The following is a 19,649-nucleotide window of genomic DNA, read 5'->3' on the forward strand; positions in this document are numbered from 1 at the left end:
CTTGCCCGTTATAGTAGTGTGAGTTGGCTGAATCATTGATGAGTTGTTTCATTAATCGGCCCTTGCCCTAACCAATAAGGGAAACTATGACAAATACAGTAACCAGTTTATTACCAGCGCTGCGACGTTTTGCATTTTCGCTTACCGGCAATCAAGCAGATGCCGATGATATTGTACAAATGACCATCGAGAAACTTTTACAAAAAGGCATGCCCGATGATATTGAACCACTAAAATGGGCATTCAAGATCTGTCGAAATGTTTGGATCGACGAATACCGCTCGCAAAAAGTGCGCTTAAAGGCAGTTCAAAATACTGAACTTCAAGAACCCGTCTGTGACGATGAACAAGAGAGTTTCGCTACTCAAGAGACTTTGCAACGAGTAAATAACGCTTTAACAAGCTTACCAGATGAACAGCGCGCTATAGTATCTCTCGTGGCAGTGCAAGGTATGGCTTACAAAGATGTTGCGCACACCCTCGAGATACCTGTTGGCACTGTGATGAGTAAATTGTCACGAGCCAGAGCCGCACTTTATCAATTAATTAAGCCTGATTTCACCAAGGAAAACGCATGAAGATTGATGACCAAACACTCAGTGCTTTTTTAGACAATGAATTACCAGCAAACGAAATGGAAGCAATACGTAATGCAATTGCTGAAGATGAGCAACTCGCTTTACGCCTAGCTGAACTATGTGAAGTTGACATGCTAGTTAAACAACACGCAGCGCAGATTGATATAATGCCCTTGTCTGATGAACTTGCACAAACAATCGAGCAACATAATAAAGAGAATGTCGTTTCGCTATCCAAATGGCAGCAAATTAAACTTGCCGGACGCAAACAAATGGCCGTTGCAGCAAGTATTGCAGTGCTTTTTACAGTCGCTATTGCTAGCTTTGTTCAACAACAAGGTTTGGAACAACCCATTGCCAACGCATTAGATCAAAAATTGAGTGGCGACAACACGGTAATAGATACAAACAGAAGCCTAACTGCTCAGCTTAGCTTTGTTAATACTAATGGCGATTTTTGCCGTCAATACACGCTGTATTCTAAAAGTACCCAGCAAACACATATTGCTTGTAAACAACAAGGAATTTGGCAGCTTCATGCATCGAGCGAGCAACGCGCAATGTCAAGCCAAAGCTATCGCTTAGCAAGTAAAACACCTGCGCTTGATAGTTACATCGACGAGCACATTCAAGGCCAGCCGTTAGATCGTAACGCCGAACAACAAGCACTGACTAACCATTGGCAATAAGCGAGACAATCATGAAACACGTGTTATTAGCTTATTTCGCCATTGTATTAATTGGCTGCACCAGCAGCCAACATTCGACCGATAAAAGTATACCAGGCCTAACAACTAAGCAGCTCGCAGATAATCAATATATCCTTCGATACGAAACTCGTCACGGTTCAAAGCGCTCAGCGCTTGAGCAAAGTATGCTGCAAGCCGCCAACATTACGATAGACACCGGTTATGACTGGTTTCTCGTTGCCGAGCAGGCAGTTGATGTAGAACGCTCCAAGCCCACTAACAAACCTCGTTTCGAGCAAAGAGCCCAATGCGGTTTGTTAACGTGCACAAGTCAAACTTCGCCAGCACTGCATGTGTCAACGCTATTAGAGCGTACAATCGTCACACGATTAACAATCATTTTAGGAAAAGGCATAAAACCAAGTGAAAAAGCGCATGATGCATACACGCTAATTGAGGGAGGCGACAACACACAAAACTAACATTTAAAGGTGGGTAATTTTTCTTGTGCTAAGCTTTATTTACCTAGAGCTTTTCAGTGCAACTCATGGCTAGTAACGTAGAGAATTACTTTTACCACGGCTTTTTTATCTTCTTACTTATCACGGTAGTAACCTGTTCCATTATAGCCACGCGCCTGATGCGCAGTAGTTTTAATAACCGCTCGATTTGCTTATTTAACCTGTTTTTTTACCTCGGTGTCATTGGCTTTGCATGGCTGTGGATCCAAGACTTATTAGACCTTGCACCAAGTTTTCGCTCTGGCGTGGTGATTTATATGATTTCCATGACGTTGCTACAATTATCCATTTATAACCACGACGAACCTAGCCGATTTAATAAGATAATTATTGCGCATGGTGCTATTTTTTCTGTATTTGCCCTGCTCACTCAAAATATAAATCAACTCGCCCTTGTCGAAGCCAGCTTTACATTAAGCGTGTTACCCGCACTTATTTACTTCACCACTAAACGTGCTGTATGTGAAAAGAATATTGGCAACACAGTGTTGTCAATGGCGCAATGCATTTTACTATTAGTGCCCATTTCACAGCTAAGTATTATTACCCATGAACATAACTTAGCGACCTTGTATTCGTTGACCGTCATTGCCCATGCAACCGTGTTTGTTATGACTGGGCTAGGTCTCATCACCACCCTGTTGGTGGATGAAAAAAAGCGTTATTTGGAATTGTCTTTAAAAGATCCGCTTACCGGGCTCTACAATCGCCGCGGGCTGCAATTCATTATTGAACAACAGCAACTATTCAGCCCAAGCCAAACATCTAGTTTATTTGCCTGCGTTGTTGATATTGATTACTTCAAACGGATTAATGATAGCTATGGTCACGATGGCGGTGACCTAGTCCTCGAAGTGTTCTCTGATCTAATGAAACACCATTTAAATAAAGGTGACTTATGTTGCCGCCTTGGTGGTGAAGAATTTTTACTGTTGTTCTTTGCTACCGACATCAGCTCGGCTAAGCAATTTTTAGAGGGCCTACGTAAAACATTTGAAACCAGTCAAATAGCTTATCGAGAACATCGTATATCGGTTACTGCTAGCTTTGGTTTAACCAATTGGCAACCAAATGACAGCTTTGAAAGCTTAGTAAACCGCGCAGACAAAGCTGTTTATGCAGCGAAGAATAATGGTCGTAATCGCATAGAAACCAACAGCCAAAACAAGGAGTAAATAACTAGGGATACTACGAAAACAAATACCTTTCTATCAATCTTGTAAATTCGAACTCTGCCACTATAATTAGCTCGTGCTTATACTTAACTTGCAATATGTAGTGCTATGTCTTTAAAAGTATTATTAAATTTTAAATTAAACTGGGTGTTTTTGTGCGCCAGTTTTTGGTTTTTTTCCCTACCAATTCAGGCTAAATATGTGGTGGCTGTTGTGGGTAAAACTAAAAACGATAGCTTTTATCAGCAAGCTTTTAAAGGCTGTGAGCAATTTGCAAAACAGCATCTCGATTTTGAATGTATTTACGACGGCCCCAAAGATTTTCAAGATATTCGCACGCAAGTATTAGTGATCACCGATCTTGTTCGCAGAAATAATATTAGTGGTTTATTAATCGCAACCACAGATTCCAATTACCTTGTTGAAAGAGCATTAAAAAAGTTACACGATAACCAGATCCCAGTGATCACTTTTGACTCTGATCTGCTTGAGGAAGATCAGCAGTACCGTTTAGCTTATGTGGGTACCAATAATTTTGATTATGGTGTGGCCTTGGGGAACGAATTAAAAAAATTCACCAACAAGGCAAATAATCAAGTGTGTATTCAATCAGGGCATTCAACAACGCCTAATTTAAACAAGCGTATTGAAGGCGTTCGCTATGCCTTATCAGGGCAAACAGAGAAACGTTTAAGCGGTGAAAATGGCTGGAGTGAATTTGACCGTTGCCCTTTATATAGCTTAGGTAAGCGAGGGGTGTCACTCGGTCAACTCGACAAACTGCTTAACCTTGAAAATCCACCACTATTTCTAGCGGTAGCCGGTTTTGCTCAATTTAACCCTAACTATGCAAACGTGATTGCTAAACATAAACAACGTATTGCCAATCAAGAAGTGGTGATTGTTTCTGCCGATACTGAGCAAATGCAATTAGCAGTATTACAGCAAGGATTATCATCGGCCAATATTGGTCAAAACCCTTTTGAAATGGGCCGACTTTCTGCCGAGTTGATGTATCAATACCTCACTAAAGGTGAACGCCCAGCTAAGTCTCACTATTATTTAGACTTTCATTATTGTCAGCAAAGTAATGCTGGCACTTGCACGGTTAATCACTAAAACTTTGATCTCACTAAAGTGCAATTAACTCGATAAGCGCTAGACTTACCACAACTTGATTAATTGTAAGGATGTAGCCATGACACACCTAGTTAGTGATTTGATGACGCCAGACCCATTCGCCATTAGCGCGCAAAATACCCTGCATGATGCTCATAATCTAATGAAAGAGAAAAATGTTCGTCATATCCCAGTGATCAATGAGCACGGTGGTTTAGTTGGCATGTTAACGCAAAAAATCATGATTGCTCAGGTAATGAATATCATGGCTAATTACAGCGCCAGCGCTCTTGAACGCAAGGAAAAGCAAACCAAAGTAGTTGATATTATGGCTACCGATTTTACCAGTATCTCGCCAGAGCAACCGCTACACGAAGTTGCTAAGTTTTTTGTTGAAAACCGTCATGGCTGCATGCCGGTGGTTGATAAAGATAACAACCTAGTGGGAATTCTAACTTCATCAGACTTTGTTCGTTTAGCGGCGGCATTACTTTCTTAACTCGTAACTTTGTATCTGCACACTGAATTTTTTACAGAAGGTGTGCAGAGTTTTCATACTCTTTCATAGCCACAACTACTCCAGCCCAAGATAAAAATCAAATTAACCATTTATATTCAACAATTTATAATTTTATAATTATCAGGCACAACGCTTGCTTCTATGTAATTACACATGCTTTTTAGATTAAAAGCGAAAGGAAATTTACAGATAATCTCGGAGGAGTAATGAGTAATTCATCATCAAAAGTCGCAGAATTTACAGCACCGGGTGTTAAAGACCAAGCTGCAGCGGACACGATTGCTATTCTAGACCAGCGCATGGTCGCTTTAATCGATTTACACCTCACTTTAAAACACATTCATTGGAATGTTGTTGGCCCTAATTTTATTGGTGTACACGAAATGCTTGATCCACAAGTAAGCGCAGTGCAAGAGATGACTGACACGATTGCAGAGCGTATCGCAACCATGGGCGGCGTACCTGTTGGTACACCTCAATCAATTGTAGAACGCCGTACTTGGCAAGATTATTCAATTGGTAAAGGCTTAGTGACTGACCACCTAACAGCGCTTGATAAAGTGTATAACGGTGTTAATAAAGACCACCGTGCAGCTATCGATAAGCTTGGTGAGCTAGATCCAGTTTCTGAAGATATGATCACCGGCCAACTGGCTGACTTAGAACAATTCCAATGGTTTGTTCGTGCACATATCGAATCGTCTACCGGCGAATTGAAAGGTTAAACCCCCTAGGTCTATCCGAAGACCCCTTGCCCAGCATTTGCTGGGCTTTTTTATGCTTTGTTACAACCAACCTTTATGTTTAAAGAACAAGTAAGGTGCAAAGCCAGACAGCAACATAATGCCAATTGCAAACGGGTAACCCCATGCCCATTGCAGTTCAGGCATGCTGTTAAAATTCATCCCATAGATACTGGCGACAACGGTCGGCGGTAAAAACACCACTGAGGCAATAGAGAAGGTTTTTATAATTTGGTTTTGTTCGATGTTAATAAAACCCTGAGTCGAGTCCATTAAGAAATTCACCTTATCAAACAAAAATGTACAGTGAGACATAAGGGTATCAATATCGAGTACAATTTCACGTAGTGATTCGCGGTCTTCTGTCGGCGCTCCTAGGTGGCGCAGTAAAAACGAGATATTCCGGCGCGTATCCATCAAACATAAACGCACTTTACCGTTATTATCTTCAAGGCGCGAAATTCGACTAACAGCTTCTTCTAAGTCTGAGTCATCCTCTTCAAGTACATAGGCACTGAGTTTTTCTAACTGGTGATGCATGTCTTCAAGCATGTCAGCGTGGTTTTCGACTTTTTGGTCAAATAAAGTCACCAAAAGTTGCTTTGGATTATCACACGCTACCTGCCCTTTCCGAGCACGCAGTCGTAAAAGACGAAAATCGGCTAGTTCATCATCGCGGATTGTCAGCAAGCAGTTGTCTTGTAGTAAACAAGCCACGGTTACCGTATTAAAGCGCCCTTCATTTGGTGACATGAAAAGCGCATGCACATGCAAGCCTTCATGGTCGATAAAACAACGGGAAGAGGCCTCGATTTCTTCAACATCATCAGCACCGGGTAAGGTGATATTAAGCGTGCTTGCCAGTGCTTGCCGTTCTTCTTCGGTCGGATTTATGGTATCAATCCAGTGGGCATTTTTTATGGCGGTTGCAAGAGGCGTATCAGAAGCTGGCTCAGTTTCTGTGATCACACCTTGGTCTATAGAAAAAAATCGTAACATGCGCCCTACCCTGAATAATCAATGTATAGCAAATACTATAGCTGTTCACGTTAATGAACAATGACAATGCTACTAATTACCGGGTAAAGCAGAAAAATAATTTAAACCTAACATCAATTGCTTATTTCGCTTTTTTGAAGCGCACCACAAGCATACCTATCAAGATGATGCCAAGGCCTAATAAGCAAGGTATAAAAGCACTTTGCAGGGCAACATCAAACGCTAAAAAGTCGGGGTAACCGGTTTGCCAAAGCGTCCATTCATAACCGAGCTTTGATGCAATATGTTCACCGCCGCTACTAAGTACGATGATTGCATCATTGTTATCTGGGTTAATACGAAGCGTGCTATTTATTGCCGGTTCATTTGCGCCGTCATGGCCAAACACAAAATCTCCCGATGCTGTTGGCGCATAAAGCATGGTACCTAGCCCCCAAATTGGTGCGCCTAAGCTAATAGCCAATGGCTCTCGCATGGTACTGATCATTTGCGGGCTTAACTGCCCTGTTTGAGGTGATGTTAATGCTTGCACTAAAGCGATTAAGTCATGGCTACTTGCCAGTAAGCCTGTTGCCGCTGCCGATGCGTATTGAAAATGCCCAGCAGCTTGCCCGCTTTTATCATAAGCAGGTGCGATATTGTCTAACTCAGTGAGTACATCGTAACTGGCATCAGTCATATTGACTGGCTTAAAGACGTTATCAGCCATCCAAGTTGCAAAGCGTTGATTCGTTTTCTCTTCTACCAGCAGCTCCAGCATCAAATAGCCGCCCCCAGAATACTGAAAATCGCCCACAGGCTTGGTGACTTTAATTTCACGCACACCCGTTGATGATAGCGGCTTGTTTAGTGACTCAAGCAAGCTTGGTACGGTTTCATTTAGCTCAATATCAGCAAAGCCTAAACCATCACCAAGCCCCGCAGTATGAGATAACAGATGAGCAAGGCTAACAGTTTGATTATCAAACTCTGATTCAGGTAACTGCCAGCCCGTCAGTTGATCATTAATCGCGCGATCTAAACGAATTTGTTGTTGCTCAGCCAGACTCATCACGCCATAGGCGGTAATAAATTTACTCAGTGATGCCACGGGGAACAGAGTATTGGCGGTTATTTCATCTTTGCTTTTTGAGTAATCTTGAAAAATCACTTGGCCATTTTCAATCAAAACATAAGCGATATTTGCGTGTTTGTTGGCAATCAGCGCCTGGCTATTAGTAATAAACTGCTCAGTGTTGCCCGTTTCGGCAATAGGTTTTAAAAACCAGCCACTGACACCACCATATACGCAGGTAGCAGCCCAAACAGATGACAAAAATAGCGTTAACAAAATCGTTTTAAACCTGCTCATACCCTATTCCTTGTATTACAACGCGTTGTTAAATCACTTCGATTTGTTCAGGCTTTTTGATAAAGAACACCATTAAAATTAATAATGCTGCTGGGAATAAAAACACATTTAAATAAGCAAAAATCACCGTTAATTGTAAGACGCACATCAGCAACAGTAGGATTGAAAACACCGTTAGCAACGATGACATACCATGGCGTTTTGTTAGTAATAACGCGGCTGTTATCAAACCCACTAACGCATACAAGCCTAAACTCCCAGCAGAGATCGCCATGGCAATAATTGAAATACTTTCTATTACATCATTCGATGCTTTATCACCTGCAACAGCAAGATAAACATCGCATAACACAGTGGCATGAAAAGCTAATACCAGCACCGCCAACACACATAACAGTATGCGTACACCTTCAACATCGAACATATCTTTTAATGCCCTGCGTAAACTCAGATACACGTAAATTTCAAGTGCACCGATGAGCACGAACACAAGGTCTGAAAAGTTTAAGCTTTGTAAATCGAGCTTAAGCGCCTCTCCTAAGCCATCAAGTGTTTCGCCAAAAACTGAGATCCAGTACATGGGAAAAATCACAGCAAGTAATCCTGCTGCTATGCCGGGTAGTAAATAGTCACGGTTGAGCATATGCCCTCCAAAATCCTGTTGCGTTGTAAAGTTATTCGCTATCGCGTTCGTACACCAAAATATCGCCGGGTTGGCAATTAAGCTCTTCACAAATAGCTTCAAGGGTACTAAAGCGGATCGCTTTCACTTTTCCGTTTTTTAGTAATGATAAATTGGTCATAGAAATATCAATGCGCTGAGATAGCTCTTTCAGCTGCATTTTGTTCTTTGCCAATTCTATATCTAGGTTGATTCGTATTTTCATAGTCTAAAAAGTACACAGCGGATTTATGATTGTCAAACTTTATTTTACGATTATCATAAAATAAAGAATGAAAAACATAATAACTCAGTAAGTAATTAAACCCATATTTTGACCATTTCAGGCATAAAAAAAGCCAGTAAATACTGGCTTTTCGCTCTATTTATAAGTTAGACATTGGCTTGGTAAGCAGGGATAGCTATCGCCGCTACAATACCCAATAAAAATATGCCACCAATGATCAATACGCCCCAAAATGACCATTGTTTTTGTACTCGTTGAAAATGCTCAACGCTATCCCAACGTTTATTTTGCCATGCCATTTCTCGGCCTTTAAAGCCCAAATACACCGATACAATAAAACCAACATAAGGCACTAAGGCCAATAAGCCAATCCAAGTGCTGTTGCCAATTGCCCAAATCCAACTTAGCAAGAAAGCGCCCCAACTAAAGCCTTTAATGCCCTCGGGTAAATCGTCTACCTTCCCCTGCCCTGAGTTATTTTCAGATGCCATCTGAAGGCTTGCTTCAGGTGGTGTGTAATTATCTGTCATGAGTTTTTCCTTATTATTAATTAAACAGAAACCCTAACTTATAGTACTGAGTGTATTTTAAGCAAGCTAAAGATAAGTACCTAAAGCAGATAATTGTTAGCTGATGTGTTTTGTAACATTAATCTCGTTTCCTTTTCATTTTAAATCACCTAGTCTGGGCACATAACTGCAAGGAGAGAACAATGAAAGACTTACAAAAGTTAGTGGGTAATTTAAATAAATCAGGTGCGCTGAGTGGTTTTTTAGGAGGCGTTGCTGGCGGCGGACTAACGAGCTTAATGGGCGGAAAAACTAAAAAGAGCAGTAAAAAAGCCGTAAAATATGGTGCGCTTGCTGCTGTCGGTGGCCTTGCTTGGAAAGCCTATAAACAATACTCAGAACAAAAAGCGGCTCCAGTTCAGCAAACTAGTTCTCGTGGTTTTGATTTTACCCCCGCCACGCTGCCCGAGCAGTCATTTAATGATGTCATCGACGATAACCATAGTGATGGGCAATTATTACTCATGCGCGCTATGATTGCAGCCGCCTATGCTGATGGCCACATTGATGAAACCGAAAGACAAAAAATCTTCGCACAAGTAGAAACAATGCAATTGTCTGTGCAAGAAAAGGCCATGCTGTTCGATGAGCTAAGAAAGCCAATGCAACTGTCAGAGTTAGTTGCCGCTGTGCCTAACGCACAAATGGGTATTGAAGTATATGCAGCTAGTGCCAGCGCAATTGATTTAAACCAAGCTATTTCTAAACACTACTTAGACACGCTCGCTAATCAATTATGCATTCCTAGTGAACTGGTAATGAGCATTCACAGAGAGCTTGCCGAATACCAATAAAAATGGGGCGTCTTCGCCCCACTTTAACTCGTAACCAGTAATGATTAATGCGGTTTTTTAGTGCCGTAACGCACCATATCTTTACCGTTTTCATACACTTCACTAGTCACGTAACGGCCAAGTAAAAGTTGATGTTTATCATCAAGTACCGCAATAAATGGGCGGCCATCACTATTATTGGTTGCAAGGGCAACACCGGTTACATTCTCAAGCCCTAAACCGCCAGTTTCAACTAGGCGTAAAAATGTTTCTAACTCGTCTAATGTTTCAATTACATCGTTATCGTTAATCATCTCAAATACTCAGTGATTGCTAATGGGCGTAGCATAGCAGGATTAAAAACAGGGTGCGAATAACAGCCCTTAAAGTAGCTTACTTTTGGACTAAAAATTGACACAACGCTATTCAATTGATGATACTTTCGCTATCGACAGAGACAGTAAAGTTTAATGAGTAACCATTTAACGCTCGAATTAATGACCCCAAAGGGCAATCTTGCCGATAGCATCCAAGCTATTTGGTATGCCACAGCGCACTCTCAAGGAGAGCAATGGCTTGCCTGCGATGGTGCCACAGGGCTTGTGTTTCCTGTTGCTGGTGAAGTTTTACTTGATGACAAGCCGCTTGCTGCCCCTTATGCAGTGCAAGAAACATCGACTCAAGCATCTAAAGTCACATTTTCACACGATGCGCAGTTTTGTGGTATTCGTTTTAACCCAACCGTATTGTCTGAACTAAAGCGTAATGCTCACCCACTCCTTGCAGAACAGTCCCTATCTGAAATTGCACTAGGTCTGCAAAATGAAGCCAGCTTAGCCGTGTTTGTTGCGCTTATTAGCCGCCACTTTACTGATAATAAAAGTATTAACCACAGTAACAGACACTCAAAGCACCTTATCCGCAATCTTATTGAGTTAACGCCACTCGAAACTGCTTACCAACTAGCCCCTCTCAGTCAACGTCAGCTCGAAAGGCAAGTTAAGGATCAATGCGGCGTTACCCCTAAGTATTTTGAGCGTATTTACCGAGTAAAACTTGCTAAACAAGCAATTAAAGATAACCCTGAAATGAGTTTTGCAGACATTGCACTTGAATGTGGCTTTACCGATCAGCCTCATTTAATTAAAGAATTCAAAGCGATAATGCACATCACCCCAGCAAAATACCGCAAGTTATTAAAAGACTCTCAAACTAAACAAACAAAGCTTATTTTGCGCTAGTCCCCGAAATAACGAAGCCAATAATTAAAGTACCACTGGGCTGTTTAATTTTCTGTGCTAGACAGAATTGATACTGAGCGATTTTATTTGCGCTTGGCATTTATCCATAGGATAGTTAAGCCAAGCCTACTAAACGTGCTGTAACTAAATAGGATAATCATGAAAAAAGTTTTACTTGCCACCGGTTTAATCGCCTCGTCATTTACTGCATTTGCAGCCAATTTAACCGTTGAAGAACTGCGTATTGAAAAAGCCAGCAAAGCCATGCCAAAGGTGTTAAATGCTTTTTCTGATGAAGTGAACCAATTTGAAAAACAGTGGCAAGCTGCCGCTAATTATCAGCAAGCAAGTGATCTTATTGATGATTACGCCAAACAATTATGGCGCGATGCCAAAGCGCGTATAATTAAAACCAACAGCTTTGACGACCGAGAGCTATATTGGGCGCGTTTACTTTCAAGCAAAATTATTCGTACCAGCAAACCCCAGTTTGCAATGACCGACAGTGAACAAACCGCGTTATTAACAATGCTTGAAAATGGCAGTCGTGGCCGCACCGACCTTGATTACAGTAAAAAAACCGACAAACGCATTTTAATTACAGGTTTTGATCCCTTCTTATTAGATAGAAATATTAATCAAAGTAACCCATCAGGTGTTGCGGCATTATTACTTGATGGCCAAGTGATTAATTACAATGGCATTAGCGCTGAGATCAATACGGTGATGGTGCCAGTACGCTACGAAGACTTTGACCAAGGTATTATCGAATCATTACTTGCGCCATATTACGCGCTTAACAATGTCGATATGATTGCCACTATCAGTATGGGCAGCAAAGACTTTGATCTTGAACGCTTTCCGGGTAAACGCCGCAGTGTAACGGCACCCGATAACGCCAATATTGTGTATGGCGGCACAGCCACCGCACCGAAAATTTCGAGCCTAAACGACCGCCCTCTTCCAGGCAATGAGTTTGTGACTTTCAGCTTACCAGTTAAGCAGATGCAACAAGCCAAAGGGCCATTCCCAATCAACGACAATCACAAAGTCGTTACGCTTGAAAAAGCATTTGAGCCACAATCACTTAAAGAATTAGAAGGTGCGATTGCAGTAAAAGGCGGTGGCGGCGGCTACTTATCAAATGAAATTTCGTATCGTAGTATTCGCCTACGTGATGAGCTTAATTCAGACATCCCTACAGGGCATATTCACACCCCACGTATTCAACAATTTGAGCCAGAAACAGAAGCAAAAATTGTTAAGCAAATTAAAGCAATGCTTGAGCAAAGCTTGGTTGCAATTTAAAGCGTTAAGCTCAGCTATAAAGCAATAGCTGAGCTTTTTCCAACTCACAATTGATAGTTATTGTGGACCTGTACCGCCATTCATTTTACTGCCCAAAGAGTTTGGATCATCCAATCGATATGGGTAGAGTTGAATATCCCCAAATACTGTTGCTCCGCTATCACGATATTGATCAGTTGCAGAACTTCCAGTGTAAATATTTCCTGAAGCACTAAAATAACCAGAGCCTTGATTCCAGTGAGGTTTCGCTGAATTTTCAAAGTAATTATTTTCCACTAAAACCTCAGCGCCATTCCCCGCACTAATTGAGAAATAAGTAATGTTCTTCCAGTAATTATTAAACATATGCACGCGTGAATTATAGCCATCCACTTTAGGATTTCGCCCTGCTGCTGTATCCCAAAAATTGTGATGTGCTGTTATTTGAGAGTTTCTAAATAAATGGGTATACCAATGCTGGTTGGCGCAAACTTGAGGGTTATATCCATAAAAACGATTCCAACTTAAAGTAACGTTTTGACTATTGTCGACATCAATATATCCATCACTTATTTTATTAAATGCCATGTGGTCCACCCATACATGACTACTATCATCTATTGAAATAGCATCACCTGCTTCAACAAGCGCAGGGTTAATATCCTCAAGCATAATGTTCTTAATAATAATATTTCGCTGCTTGCTAATAACGAGGCTGGCACCAATTATTTTCGAGTTTTTACCTAACCCTTGCAGCGTTTTATTTGATTGCACAATGATACGTCTATCATTACGGGTAACATTCACGGTTGAGTTTGAGCTACTTCCCAACTCACTACAGCTTTGATTACCAACGGGAATTCTGTACCACGTTTTACCGTAATCTCCCCATTGACCACAATCAAGTGGACAAGCCGGTACCGTTCTATTGGCGGTTCGACAATCAATCACTGTGTTATCTGGGACCTGAATAACCGCAGCAGAGCCAGAACTCAATGCAGTACTTAAATCATCACAGCTATATACTGTGATGGCAGTGTTATTACCACCACCGGTCGTTGTGCTCAATCCATCTTGACCTGCTTGAGATGCAAAGCCTATTAAGTCACTGGGAGTGGTTCCGGTAGTCCCACAGTCGCCATTTACTGGATTAATAAACCATCTTTGTGAACTGATCCCAGCATCATCATTTTGATAAACATTTGCAGTATTATTTGAGCCTGCAACTGTCAAAGATTTACCAGTTAACTTATTGACGATATTAAAGCCGCCCGATGAAGATGCTTTTAACAACCAACGTTGATTAGCCCCTTGCCAATCATCATAAGCAATTATATTTGCACCATTTGATTGCGATGAGTTCAACACATCAAGAACTTTATTGTTAAATTTAGAGCGTATAATCCAATAGCCATCTGCTTCTTGAATAAGCTGAAACTTTTGGTTATTTCCACCCCAGTATTCGTAGCTAATAATATTCGGGGCTGAGCTAGAATCACTGGTATTTACATCAAGTGCAAGGCCAGAGCCTCTATTAATAATGGAATATACAGTGCCAGATTCAGGCATAGCACTACACTGTTGTGCATGAACAGCACTCTGAGCAAAACACGCAACTGCTAGTAGGCATAATGCTAACAGTTTAGTTTGGTTTAAAATCTTCAAGACTATCTCCTTTATTATATTTGTAATATAAAATTACATTATTAAAGAGATAGTTTAATTTATCCGTACCCAAAAGCACTCATTTATGTTTATTTTATGTAAACAAATGTTAAAAATCACCCAGCAACGCAGCAATTTCGACCTTGCTTTTTCGCTTTATAAAGCGCGTCATCTGCTATTTTAAACAAGCTATCTGAATCAAACGCCTCATTAGCAGCCTTACTGGCAACACCTATCGATAAGGTAACATAGCTTAAGTCTGCACGACCTTGGTGGGTAATCTGTGCCGTTACAACAGCGTTTCGTAGCGTTTCAGCCACTTTGAGTGCCTCCTGCTTATCTGTATTGCTGAGCACAATTACAAATTCTTCGCCGCCATAACGGGCAACAAAGTGATTACTTGGCTGGGTATTTTCCTTAAGAAGATTGGCGACTTCACATAACGCTTTGTCACCTTGATCATGTCCATAGTAGTCATTGTAGAGTTTAAAATGATCGATATCGGCGACAATCATTGAGATAGGTTGCGAAGCTAAATCTGTATCGCTGGCAAGCATTGCAAAATGTTTATCCAATGCCCGACGATTGGCAAGCGTCGTCATTGAGTCGGTATTACTGATATGTTTTAACTTCTGGTGGCGCTCTAGTATTTCTGCACGTTGATTTTCTATCAGAGTGAATAACTCATTCATACCTCGCCCGAGCTGGTGCAATTCGTTATTGCCAAAATACTCATCCCGAGCGCTAAAGTCGTTATTTCTGATTGCTGAATTTACCAATATGTAGAGCTTTCTGAGTGGCCTTAAAACCTGTTGATTTATATATAAATAAAACAAAATAAATACAGAACCAGAGATCAATAAACCGGTAATTAGAGAGCTATCAAACAAGCTTCGGTCGTAAGTCCGTTCACGAGATGCGATAGATAGTACAAACAGTAAGTCTCCTGCTTGGTCATTGACTCCTAAGTAAAGCCGCCGATTGTATTGAGTCGTCTCGACTGCACTCCTTTTTTCACCAAACACCCTAATTAGATGTTCCTTATATTTTGGTGCTTCATCAGTGCCATAAAAGCTAATATCATTTGCTAACCCTGGTGTTAGATTTTCGACAAAGTCTTCATCAATAAAGCTCCAAAGCAATAATGTCGCCACAAATTCACCTGTGCCATCGGACTTCGTTACATTGTAAGCGACGGTGACGGCAGGCGTGTTATCTATGGTAATAAACCGGACTTTATGAGTTAACTCAGATTGGCTATTATCTATATCGCCAGATAAGATTATTAGGTTGTTTTCTATCAACAAATTTGGGGTTTCTAAAATCGTTGGTGAGTAAGGCTTATAATCATTATTAAAACTGCCACCGCCGATGATATTTGCCTGTGTATCATATAAATACCAACCATTTACGTCTAATCGTTGTAATGCGTCTGCAATAACATAGTCACTATTAAACCACTGGGTATCACGTTGCTGTGCAGCTTCATACATGGTATCCCAAGCAGCGCTGTCAAAGACCATTTTTGACAGCGCATCAATCTCTTGCTGAAGTTGTGACTCAACGCGCTGAATATCAATCCGATCATTTTGTTTTGTCATCGCTTCAAACGTTGGCAAAATCCAAAAATGCCGAATAATTGTTTGCGCCAACAAAATAGCAAAGCACGCCGCGGTGAAAGCAAGTAATAAGCGTTTTTTGAGCCTCGCACCAATCACCATAAAATACCAAACCAAGCAGAATAATAAGTACATTAGTATTAAAAAGTATAACCACGTTTACTCAGTTTGCTTGCCAAGCTTTAATAAATCAGCCTCATAAAGGCAGAACCTCTACTAAAGTTGGTGACTGATAAATTGTAAAATCCCTGTTTATATCTAAACTTTTAGTATGAAATTTTGAAGGGCTACTGTATGAAAGGTATCGTCTTTACCGAGTTTTTAGAAATGGTCGAAAATGAATTTTCTTATGAAGTGGCAGACAAAATCATTGAAGAAAACTCACTTGCTTCAAATGGGGCCTATACCAGTGTTGGTAATTACGACAACGCTGAAATGATCATGCTTATTACTTCGTTAAGTAAGCACGTCAATACGCCTGCAGAACAATTAGCCACGCACTATGGTAAGTATTTATTAAATCGTTTTTTTATCCTTTTTCCTCACTTTTTCACCAGTGTTTCAACTACGTTTGACTTTTTAGATACCATCGACCGCCATGTTCATGTAGAAGTTAAAAAGCTTTATAGCGACGCTGAGTTACCAAGCTTTGAAACAAAACGTATTAGTGAGCGCAAAATGCAAATGTTCTATCGCTCTGGAAACCCTTTCGCCTGTTTAGCAGGTGGATTAATTGAAGGTGCGTGTGAAAAATTTAATGAAAAAATTACGATTAAAAAGGATATAAGCGCTGATCATATGTCGGCAACCTTTACTCTAACAAAAGAAGATTAGTGTGGATGAAGAACTCTACAAACGTAGAATAGAACGAGAGCGCCAGGCTAGAAAACAAGCCGAAGCCTTGTTAGAACAGAAGTCCTTAGAGTTATATGAAGCCAATATGACGCTAAAACATGCGGCCGAAAATCTAGAAAAGGAAGTTATTCTTCGCACACAAGATTTAAATAAAGCAAAAGAGTTGGCCGATGCAGCCAATCAAGCTAAATCAATGTTTTTAGCGAATATGAGTCACGAAATCCGCACCCCTATGAATGCAATTTTAGGCATGGCACACCTCGCCCTCGATACTGAATTAACCGACAAGCAATATGATTACGTCGAGAAAATCCAACTGTCGGCCAAATCACTGCTTGGGATTATTAATGACATTCTCGATTTTTCTAAAATAGAAGCCAACAAGCTCGAACTTGAAAACAGTGATTTTAACTTGAACGACTTTCTCGCTAACCTAGCTAATTTAGCCAGTAGCTTAATTGAGAAAAATAACATCGAAGTCATTTTTGAAATTGACGATGACATACCCGAATTTTTAATCGGTGACGCTCTTAGGCTCAATCAAGTTTTATTAAATTTACTGAGCAATGCCATTAAGTTTTCAAACCAGCAAAATGTCACGCTAAAAATGACAATAAAATCACAAACCGATACCAGTATTTGTATTAATTTTCAAGTCATTGACCAAGGTATTGGCATGTCTCAAGAGCAAGTTAATAGTGTGTTTAAGCCTTTTTCACAAGCCGATGTTTCAACAACCCGTAAATTTGGTGGCACAGGTCTTGGCCTTGTAATTAGTAAAAAAATTATCGAGCTTATGGGTGGTCATATTGAGGTTAAAAGCCAATTAAACAAAGGAAGTTGCTTTAGTTTTGACGTGTCATTTGCGCTATCGGCTATGCAAAGCTGCCACGACAAAGACATTTTTAAACATAAACGTGCTCTTATTATTGAGCAAAGCGGCCAACCTGAAGCTATTTTAAACACCATGCTCAATGCATTAGACATCAATGTACAGACGATTGATTGCATGGATGAAAAGCTTTCTAACGGTGATATTAGTCACAACTACGACTTTATTTTTTTAGACTGGCACGTATTAAACTGCGAACAAAATAACATTCTAGAGAACCTCAAAAAGCAGCTTTCTATCGACATTAAAAAAACCATTATCCTCGCATCTTATGAAAACCAAGAAGTTAAAGACACGCTGAGTACACTGTATAAAACCGTTGAAGAAATATTATTAAAGCCGATTATTAAAGGAAACTTACTAAAAACCCTCGAGCATGTGATGGGTATTGCCACGAAAAAAGATAACAGTGTCGACAACACATGCTTTAAAAAGCTCGCAGGCTCAAAAATACTCCTTGTTGAAGACAACCCACTTAACCAACAAGTTGCATCGCAAATACTACGCTCAAATGGCTTTGTGGTTGATATTGCCGAAGATGGCATAGCAGCGATTGAAGCTGTAGAAAAAGGCACTTTCGATTGTATTTTGATGGACTGCCAAATGCCAAGAATGGATGGTTATACCGCAGCGAATAAAATCAAACAGCAATCAAAGTTTGCCCATATCCCTATTATCGCCATGACCGCCAACACTATGGAAGCCGACCTTACAAAAGCGAAAGAGTCAGGAATGCAAGGTTACATAGCCAAGCCAATAGAAGTGCAAACCATGTTTGAGGTCATTGCAGAGCATTTAACGCAAAAGCAGCTGTAACTTCTAGTCAGTAAGCTCTATGATTTTTTGCTCTACTAATGAGTTGTTTTGCTTACGAAACTCATTTGGGTTAACCCCAACGATACTTTTAAACACACGGTTGAAGGTAGCAAGCGAAGAAAAACCACTTTCCATTGCAATACTGAGTATACTCCAATGAGTTGCTTCGTCTTTTAGTAACAGCCCTTGCGCATGCTGTATTCGGTACTGATTAATAAATAAATTAAAATTTGCGGCTTTAAAATGATAACGAATAGCCCGGCTGATCTTATACTCAGGTACTGCTAATGCTTGGGCAAAATCAGAAATTTTCAAATTAGTTTGCAAATAAACCTGCTTATTGATGAGTGCTTCTATGCCAGTAATAAGCTCAGCCTCTACCTCATTATTTTCAGATTGTTCAGCCTGATTGGTAGCTTTCACTACCTTTTCAGGGTTCAACACTTCAATATCATCAGATTCAGGCACGCTGCTGTGGGCACGTTTTTGCAAAAACATCACTAACTGCATTGCAAGTACAATTAACAATGCAGATGAGGTAATTATAAGCGGTTCAAATTGTTGAAATTCACTTTCACTGAATAAAAACTTAGGCAGAATGCTGGCATTAAATACCGCTAAAAAGTAGCAACTAGCAAAAATATTTGCCTGCAACTTTTGTGTTTGTGTTTTCTCTTTATAACCCCGTAATGCTTCCCAAAAAGAGAGCACCAAAATACTAGACGATAGCAACACCGTTATTTCGGCCATACCTTGCTTTAAACGCCACATGAATTGGCTATCCGGGAAAAATTGCACATCAACACTAACCAAGTAATGCCAAGTTTGGTTGAACATAATTAAACCTGCAATAGTGCCTGCTACAGCAATATGTACCTTAGAAATAGGCGTGTGTTTACGAAATAAAGTGCGTGAAATAAGCCAAGACATATTACAAGTTGCGCAGGTAAATAAGCCGATCAAATAACTATAAACACCAATACTTGGCGCACTGATTTTTTGCACACCAACCATGCAAAGCGAACCACAAAATACAGCAAACAGATAATGAATAAGCTGCTTCTCTTTTTTCATGCCATTTAGCAGCATGAGCCCCATACAGACAAAAACGAGCACGTAATAAGGGGAAGTATTTTGCATAACTCGGCATACCTTAAATTGGGTGTTTGATGAATTATTTACCAATCAGGTAATCTTACTTTTTCAAAATCAACATAGCAAAAAGAGTTTGTTAGTGAATGTGTCAAACCCTGTGTGAGTTCTCATAAATAAACACAATATTTCATTGATCAAATTTCGAATTTGAGAAGAAATCTTGCTCTAGCCCTT

The 19,649-nt window shown here is 40.4% G+C and carries 21 protein-coding genes; 12 read left to right on the forward strand and 9 right to left on the reverse strand.

All coding sequences use genetic code 11. The features are described 5' to 3' along the window. Window positions 1-86 precede the first annotated feature (86 nt). From NH153_RS01960 to dps, 7 genes are all read left to right on the forward strand, one after another. Complete coding sequence (locus NH153_RS01960) at window positions 87-578, forward strand: RNA polymerase sigma factor (protein WP_063700442.1); 492 nt, start codon at window positions 87-89, stop codon at window positions 576-578. Further along, complete coding sequence (locus tag NH153_RS01965; RefSeq protein WP_063700444.1) at window positions 575-1,267, forward strand: RT0821/Lpp0805 family surface protein; 693 nt, start codon at window positions 575-577, stop codon at window positions 1,265-1,267. The genes NH153_RS01960 and NH153_RS01965 overlap by 4 nt, the downstream gene beginning before the upstream one ends. A gap of 11 nt (window positions 1,268-1,278) precedes the next feature. Continuing rightward, window positions 1,279-1,749: a CC0125/CC1285 family lipoprotein gene (locus NH153_RS01970; protein ID WP_063700446.1), complete on the forward strand. Its 471-nt coding sequence runs from the start codon at window positions 1,279-1,281 to the stop codon at window positions 1,747-1,749. Window positions 1,750-1,814: 65 nt separating this feature from the next. After that, a complete protein-coding gene (locus NH153_RS01975; RefSeq protein WP_082873964.1) occupies window positions 1,815-2,963 on the forward strand; it encodes a GGDEF domain-containing protein in 1,149 nt (382 codons plus the stop codon). A 213-nt stretch (window positions 2,964-3,176) separates the two neighbouring features. Beyond that, entirely contained in the window at window positions 3,177-4,082 is a 906-nt protein-coding gene (locus tag NH153_RS01980; RefSeq protein ID WP_234003577.1) for a substrate-binding domain-containing protein, read from the forward strand. Between the two features lie 79 nt (window positions 4,083-4,161). Further along, window positions 4,162-4,581 carry a CBS domain-containing protein gene (locus tag NH153_RS01985; RefSeq protein ID WP_054551886.1) on the forward strand — a complete coding sequence of 140 codons (420 nt, stop codon included), beginning with the start codon at window positions 4,162-4,164 and terminating at the stop codon, window positions 4,579-4,581. A 227-nt stretch (window positions 4,582-4,808) separates the two neighbouring features. Beyond that, entirely contained in the window at window positions 4,809-5,327 is a 519-nt protein-coding gene (dps, locus tag NH153_RS01990) for a DNA starvation/stationary phase protection protein Dps (protein ID WP_063700453.1), read from the forward strand. A gap of 60 nt (window positions 5,328-5,387) precedes the next feature. On the opposite strand, the gene corA is transcribed toward dps, so the two are convergent. The 5 genes from corA to NH153_RS02015 form a co-directional block, all read right to left on the reverse strand. Beyond that, window positions 5,388-6,344, reverse strand: a complete 957-nt coding sequence (corA, locus tag NH153_RS01995; RefSeq protein ID WP_063700455.1) for a magnesium/cobalt transporter CorA — start codon at window positions 6,342-6,344, stop codon at window positions 5,388-5,390. A gap of 121 nt (window positions 6,345-6,465) precedes the next feature. Beyond that, window positions 6,466-7,695, reverse strand: a complete 1,230-nt coding sequence (locus NH153_RS02000; RefSeq protein ID WP_063700458.1) for a serine hydrolase domain-containing protein — start codon at window positions 7,693-7,695, stop codon at window positions 6,466-6,468. Window positions 7,696-7,723: 28 nt separating this feature from the next. Beyond that, window positions 7,724-8,338 carry a hypothetical protein gene (locus NH153_RS02005; protein ID WP_063700460.1) on the reverse strand — a complete coding sequence of 205 codons (615 nt, stop codon included), beginning with the start codon at window positions 8,336-8,338 and terminating at the stop codon, window positions 7,724-7,726. A gap of 31 nt (window positions 8,339-8,369) precedes the next feature. After that, window positions 8,370-8,582 carry a helix-turn-helix domain-containing protein gene (locus NH153_RS02010; RefSeq protein ID WP_054560716.1) on the reverse strand — a complete coding sequence of 71 codons (213 nt, stop codon included), beginning with the start codon at window positions 8,580-8,582 and terminating at the stop codon, window positions 8,370-8,372. A gap of 167 nt (window positions 8,583-8,749) precedes the next feature. Next, window positions 8,750-9,133 (reverse strand): hypothetical protein, encoded by a 384-nt coding sequence (locus NH153_RS02015; protein WP_063700461.1) that lies wholly within the window; start codon window positions 9,131-9,133, stop codon window positions 8,750-8,752. A gap of 182 nt (window positions 9,134-9,315) precedes the next feature. Here NH153_RS02015 and NH153_RS02020 point away from each other — a divergent pair, with 182 nt between their 5' ends. After that, a complete protein-coding gene (locus NH153_RS02020; RefSeq protein ID WP_063700463.1) occupies window positions 9,316-9,966 on the forward strand; it encodes a tellurite resistance TerB family protein in 651 nt (216 codons plus the stop codon). A 44-nt stretch (window positions 9,967-10,010) separates the two neighbouring features. On the opposite strand, the gene NH153_RS02025 is transcribed toward NH153_RS02020, so the two are convergent. After that, a complete protein-coding gene (locus NH153_RS02025) occupies window positions 10,011-10,259 on the reverse strand; it encodes a hypothetical protein (protein ID WP_054560719.1) in 249 nt (82 codons plus the stop codon). Window positions 10,260-10,415: 156 nt separating this feature from the next. Here NH153_RS02025 and NH153_RS02030 point away from each other — a divergent pair, with 156 nt between their 5' ends. Together NH153_RS02030 and NH153_RS02035 are read left to right on the forward strand one after the other, a co-directional pair. After that, complete coding sequence (locus NH153_RS02030) at window positions 10,416-11,186, forward strand: AraC family transcriptional regulator (protein WP_063700464.1); 771 nt, start codon at window positions 10,416-10,418, stop codon at window positions 11,184-11,186. Between the two features lie 159 nt (window positions 11,187-11,345). Further along, the gene (locus NH153_RS02035) at window positions 11,346-12,494 is read left to right on the forward strand and encodes a PA0049 C-terminal domain-containing protein (protein ID WP_063700466.1); all 1,149 of its coding nucleotides are present in this window, start codon (window positions 11,346-11,348) and stop codon (window positions 12,492-12,494) included. A 57-nt stretch (window positions 12,495-12,551) separates the two neighbouring features. On the opposite strand, the gene NH153_RS02040 is transcribed toward NH153_RS02035, so the two are convergent. Together NH153_RS02040 and NH153_RS02045 are read right to left on the reverse strand one after the other, a co-directional pair. Then, window positions 12,552-14,138, reverse strand: coding sequence for an RICIN domain-containing protein (locus NH153_RS02040; RefSeq protein ID WP_082873965.1), 1,587 nt, complete (start codon window positions 14,136-14,138; stop codon window positions 12,552-12,554). 116 nt (window positions 14,139-14,254) lie between these two features. Then, complete coding sequence (locus NH153_RS02045; RefSeq protein ID WP_063700470.1) at window positions 14,255-15,859, reverse strand: sensor domain-containing diguanylate cyclase; 1,605 nt, start codon at window positions 15,857-15,859, stop codon at window positions 14,255-14,257. A 192-nt stretch (window positions 15,860-16,051) separates the two neighbouring features. Between NH153_RS02045 and NH153_RS02050 the strand changes: the two genes are divergently transcribed. After that, window positions 16,052-16,591 carry a heme NO-binding domain-containing protein gene (locus NH153_RS02050; RefSeq protein WP_063700472.1) on the forward strand — a complete coding sequence of 180 codons (540 nt, stop codon included), beginning with the start codon at window positions 16,052-16,054 and terminating at the stop codon, window positions 16,589-16,591. A 1-nt stretch (window position 16,592) separates the two neighbouring features. Beyond that, window positions 16,593-18,320, forward strand: a complete 1,728-nt coding sequence (locus NH153_RS02055; protein ID WP_063700474.1) for a response regulator — start codon at window positions 16,593-16,595, stop codon at window positions 18,318-18,320. Between the two features lie 3 nt (window positions 18,321-18,323). On the opposite strand, the gene NH153_RS02060 is transcribed toward NH153_RS02055, so the two are convergent. Then, entirely contained in the window at window positions 18,324-19,460 is a 1,137-nt protein-coding gene (locus tag NH153_RS02060) for a helix-turn-helix domain-containing protein (protein ID WP_240494343.1), read from the reverse strand. Window positions 19,461-19,649: the final 189 nt, after the last annotated feature.

The sequence above is a fragment of the Pseudoalteromonas gelatinilytica genome (assembly GCF_001641615.1).
In the GTDB taxonomy this organism is placed as follows: Bacteria; Pseudomonadota; Gammaproteobacteria; order Enterobacterales; family Alteromonadaceae; genus Pseudoalteromonas; species Pseudoalteromonas gelatinilytica.

Bases quoted from the DNA above. Each gene is read 5' to 3' on its own strand.
- NH153_RS01960 (WP_063700442.1), top strand. From the start codon at position 87: ATGACAAATACAGTAACCAGTTTATTACCAGCGCTGCGACGTTTTGCA.
- NH153_RS01965 (WP_063700444.1), top strand. From the start codon at position 575: ATGAAGATTGATGACCAAACACTCAGTGCTTTTTTAGACAATGAATTA.
- NH153_RS01970 (WP_063700446.1), top strand. From the start codon at position 1,279: ATGAAACACGTGTTATTAGCTTATTTCGCCATTGTATTAATTGGCTGC.
- NH153_RS01975 (WP_082873964.1), top strand. From the start codon at position 1,815: ATGGCTAGTAACGTAGAGAATTACTTTTACCACGGCTTTTTTATCTTC.
- NH153_RS01985 (WP_054551886.1), top strand. From the start codon at position 4,162: ATGACACACCTAGTTAGTGATTTGATGACGCCAGACCCATTCGCCATT.
- dps (WP_063700453.1), top strand. From the start codon at position 4,809: ATGAGTAATTCATCATCAAAAGTCGCAGAATTTACAGCACCGGGTGTT.
- corA (WP_063700455.1), bottom strand. From the start codon at position 6,344: ATGTTACGATTTTTTTCTATAGACCAAGGTGTGATCACAGAAACTGAG.
- NH153_RS02000 (WP_063700458.1), bottom strand. From the start codon at position 7,695: ATGAGCAGGTTTAAAACGATTTTGTTAACGCTATTTTTGTCATCTGTT.
- NH153_RS02005 (WP_063700460.1), bottom strand. From the start codon at position 8,338: ATGCTCAACCGTGACTATTTACTACCCGGCATAGCAGCAGGATTACTT.
- NH153_RS02010 (WP_054560716.1), bottom strand. From the start codon at position 8,582: ATGAAAATACGAATCAACCTAGATATAGAATTGGCAAAGAACAAAATG.
- NH153_RS02015 (WP_063700461.1), bottom strand. From the start codon at position 9,133: ATGACAGATAATTACACACCACCTGAAGCAAGCCTTCAGATGGCATCT.
- NH153_RS02020 (WP_063700463.1), top strand. From the start codon at position 9,316: ATGAAAGACTTACAAAAGTTAGTGGGTAATTTAAATAAATCAGGTGCG.
- NH153_RS02025 (WP_054560719.1), bottom strand. From the start codon at position 10,259: ATGATTAACGATAACGATGTAATTGAAACATTAGACGAGTTAGAAACA.
- NH153_RS02030 (WP_063700464.1), top strand. From the start codon at position 10,416: ATGAGTAACCATTTAACGCTCGAATTAATGACCCCAAAGGGCAATCTT.
- NH153_RS02035 (WP_063700466.1), top strand. From the start codon at position 11,346: ATGAAAAAAGTTTTACTTGCCACCGGTTTAATCGCCTCGTCATTTACT.
- NH153_RS02045 (WP_063700470.1), bottom strand. From the start codon at position 15,859: ATGGTGATTGGTGCGAGGCTCAAAAAACGCTTATTACTTGCTTTCACC.
- NH153_RS02050 (WP_063700472.1), top strand. From the start codon at position 16,052: ATGAAAGGTATCGTCTTTACCGAGTTTTTAGAAATGGTCGAAAATGAA.
- NH153_RS02060 (WP_240494343.1), bottom strand. From the start codon at position 19,460: ATGCAAAATACTTCCCCTTATTACGTGCTCGTTTTTGTCTGTATGGGG.